Genomic DNA, 3,695 nt, shown 5'->3' with positions numbered 1-3,695 from the left:
GGAAGGAAGCAGCCACAACGAGCCCCACTTGGGTCGATGTCCAACCTCTCACCTAACTCCCATCTTGCGTTATCCCTGTGACCGCCCAGCGCATTTGTGCATCGGTTTCAATCGCGCAGGGTCTGAGTTTGCGCAAACGTAACAATGCTGGAACTGCATCTTCGCCTGATTCCACCATCAACCGTAGCGCCAGCATTCCTGAACGCCCACACCCACCATGGCAGTGGATCAAAACCCGACCATGCCCCCGCAGCGCGCTCAGAGTCGCGGCACGTGCCTCTGGCCAAGCCTCTACAAATGTCCGATCAGGCACGCCGTAATCTTTGATCGGTAGATGCAACCAGCGCGCACCGCTTTCTTTGATATCCGCGCCCAAGGTTTCAGCACCTGCATCCATCAATTCACCACGCGTCGTTGTAGTAATCACCAACGACGGCTTCCAATCACGGATGAAATCCAGATCGTCCCCGTAGCCACCCATACGCCCTGGCACTTGCGAGATAGCAAGCGATCCATCTGCAACCCTCAGTGCGTGAATAACAAGGTCAGTCATCGCTCAGAGACGCCGCGCACTAAACGTATCACACGTCTTCAGGTCACCGCTGTTAAACCCTTTGGTGAACCACCCTGCGCGCTGTGCACTGGTGCCATGGGTGAACGTGTGCGACTGCGGCACCTTTCCCGCACGTTTTTGCAAGCGATTATCCCCAATCATCCGCGCTGCATTCAGCGCCTCTTCCACATCACCCGGCTCTAACAAGTCCTCGACCAAACGCGCCCAAATTCCGCTGAAGCAATCAGCCTGCAACTCCAATCGCACGGTCAAAGCATTCGCTTCAACTTGGTTTGATTGACGGCGCAATTGTTCGACCTGACCCAAAATACCCAGTTCATTCTGAACATGGTGCGCAACTTCATGCGCAATCACATAAGCCGCAGCAAAATCACCCTTTGCACCGAGCTGGCGAGACAGCGTCGCAAAGAAATCAGTGTCGAGATAAGCTTTCTTATCAGCTGGACAATAGAACGGACCCGTCGCACCTGATGCTCCGCCACACGGGCTTTGTGTGACATCAGCATAAAGAACAAGCGTTGGTGTACGGTAGTCACGTCCAACCTGCTGCGGGAAAAGTTGGGCCCAAACTTGTTCCGTGGTCGCCAAGACACGGGATGAAAACTCAGCCGCGCGTTCGTCCTGCGCCGACACCTGACGCGTCTGACTTTGCGCCGGTGCGCTGCCTTGTTGCAGCAAAGGCGTCACATCGATGCCCGCGAAATACCCAATGGCAAGAACCACAAGCAAGCCAACACCACCAATGGGACCCGCACGTCGACCGCCGCCTCCGCTAGCCTGACGCCTTCGATCTTCAATATTTCGACTACCTTTTGTCCCGCGCAATCGCATGAGCGAATTCCTTGTAACGACGGCGCTTCCCATATGACCCGCCTTGGGGCACAGTATGCACATGAACAGCTACAAAAAAGCAAGCGGCTCAGAATCCTGTACCAAATGGGCAGAGGATCGCACGATTTTCGCCAATGAACGCACATCCTCTTCGTGGATGGGCACTGGACTCGCCTGTGTTGGTGTCGCCATTGGATTGAAAGCCGTTTTCGGCGATTTCGATCCAAATTGGGTGGCCAAATCCGTGGCCTCGATGTTCCTTGGAATCGCAATCATGATTTACTGGATGGCCCAGCGTCAAGCCTGCAAGGCCCATGCACGCTTGAATGACCATGACGCAGAGGCCCTGCCCTCTAGGGATTTCAAGACGCTCGCAATCGCTATGACTGTCGCGACGCTTGGCACAGGTGTCGCGACGCTTGGCACAGGTATAGTGCTCTGGTTGCTATAGACCCCGCACGCGCACGACATTAGGGTTGGCTACGACCACTTGCGCACACGAATCTGGGAAACGAGCATGAGCGAAGAGCCAAACACAGCCTACCGCGTTCTGGCGCGCAAATATCGCCCCGAGACGTTCATTGATCTGGTCGGCCAAGAGGCGATGGTGCGCACGTTGAAAAACGCATTTGCGGCAGATCGCATTGCGCAGGCTTTCGTGATGACGGGTATTCGCGGCACGGGTAAAACCACGACCGCACGGATCATTGCCAAGGGGATCAACTGCATTGGGCCCGATGGTACAGGTGGGCCGACAACTGAACCTTGTGGTGTCTGCGAAAACTGTACGGCGATCATGGAAGGGCGTCACGTGGACGTCATGGAAATGGACGCTGCATCGCGCACAGGCGTTGGCGACATTCGCGAGATTATTGAAAGCGTTCACTACCGTGCTGCATCTGCGCGCTACAAGATTTACATCATCGACGAAGTTCACATGCTTTCGACATCTGCGTTCAACGCGTTGTTGAAAACGCTGGAAGAACCGCCCGCACACGTCAAATTCATTTTCGCGACCACCGAAATTCGCAAAGTCCCTGTAACGGTTCTATCCCGTTGCCAACGTTTCGACCTGCGCCGCATCGAACCCGAAGATATGATCGCCATGCTCAAGCGCATCGCGGCTGGCGAGAATGCTGAAATTGCCGAGGACGCGCTGGCCCTGATCACCCGCGCCGCCGAAGGGTCTGCGCGCGATGCGACATCACTGCTAGATCAGGCGATTAGCCACGGCGCTGGCGAAACCACAGTTGAACAGGTCCGCGCGATGCTCGGGCTTGCGGATCGCGGTCGTGTGCTTGATCTTTACGCGATGATCATGCGTGGCGATGCGGCGGCGGCCCTCACTGAACTCGGCGCGCAATATGCGGCAGGTGCTGACCCGATGGCCGTTTTGCGCGATTTAGCTGAAATTACCCATTGGATCAGCGTCGTGAAAATCACGCCCGATGCTGCCGATGACCCGACAGTCTCGCCGGATGAACGGGCACGCGGTCTGCAAATGGCCAGTGATCTACCGATGCGCGCGATGACCCGTATGTGGCAAATGTTGCTTAAAGCGCTGGACGAAGTCGCCTCTGCTCCCAACTCGATGATGGCTGCTGAAATGGCAATCATTCGTCTCACGCATGTCGCCGAACTTCCCAGTCCCGAAGAATTGATCCGCAAGCTTCAAGACACGCCGGCCCCAACTGTCCCTAACGGTGGCGGGGGTGGCAATGGCGGCGGCATGGGCACAGGAACAACAACCGTGGCCAGAGCACAATCGCATGTTTCGGCTGGCCAATCAGGTGGGGCCGCGACGGCCCAACACCTAGACGTTGATGCACTCGCGCGCTTCCCAACGTTTGAACATGTGGTCGAACTGATCCGCACCAACCGCGATGTGAAATTACTTGTCGATGTTGAAGGCGGCGTGATGCTTGCTAACTATAAACCCGGTCGCATCGAATTCGTGGCACACCCCAAAGCCCCTGCCGATCTGGCCCAGCGCTTGGGGCAGAAACTGCAACTCTGGACTGGCAACCGTTGGGCCGTGACACTGGTAAATGAGGGCGGCAAAGACACAATCGCCCAAATCCGCGACGCGGCAGACATTGCAATGCAGGAAGAAGCTGCTGAACATCCACTTGTCAAAGCTGTGTTCGACGCGTTCCCCGGTGCCAAAATTGTCGATATCAAGACCCCGCAAGAGATCGCGCTAGAAGCTATGGCCGAAGCCCTTCCGGAAGTCGAAGACGAATGGGATCCTTTCGAAGAGGACTAAACCTTGCACCTGCCCCAAACTGAC

At 56.3% G+C, this 3,695-nt stretch carries 4 protein-coding genes; 2 read left to right on the top strand and 2 right to left on the bottom strand.

The window, feature by feature from the left end; all coding sequences use genetic code 11:
- Positions 1 to 52: 52 nt before the first annotated feature.
- Complete coding sequence (locus QZ279_RS00390; protein WP_293446800.1) at positions 53 to 553, bottom strand: protein-tyrosine phosphatase family protein; 501 nt, start codon at positions 551 to 553, stop codon at positions 53 to 55.
- A 3-nt stretch (positions 554 to 556) separates the two neighbouring features.
- Positions 557 to 1,405 carry a neutral zinc metallopeptidase gene (locus QZ279_RS00385; RefSeq protein ID WP_293446799.1) on the bottom strand — a complete coding sequence of 283 codons (849 nt, stop codon included), beginning with the start codon at positions 1,403 to 1,405 and terminating at the stop codon, positions 557 to 559.
- Positions 1,406 to 1,460: 55 nt separating this feature from the next.
- Between QZ279_RS00385 and QZ279_RS00380 the strand changes: the two genes are divergently transcribed.
- On the top strand, positions 1,461 to 1,856 hold the full coding sequence (locus QZ279_RS00380) for a DUF202 domain-containing protein (RefSeq protein WP_293446798.1): 396 nt from the start codon (positions 1,461 to 1,463) through the stop codon (positions 1,854 to 1,856).
- Positions 1,857 to 1,922: 66 nt separating this feature from the next.
- Positions 1,923 to 3,671: a DNA polymerase III subunit gamma/tau gene (locus QZ279_RS00375; protein WP_293446797.1), complete on the top strand. Its 1,749-nt coding sequence runs from the start codon at positions 1,923 to 1,925 to the stop codon at positions 3,669 to 3,671.
- The last annotated feature ends 24 nt before the right edge of the window (positions 3,672 to 3,695 follow it).

It is taken from the genome of Planktotalea sp. (assembly GCF_018607965.1).
Classification (GTDB): Bacteria; Pseudomonadota; Alphaproteobacteria; order Rhodobacterales; family Rhodobacteraceae; genus Planktotalea.
This window is presented reverse-complemented; position numbering and strand designations above follow the sequence as displayed.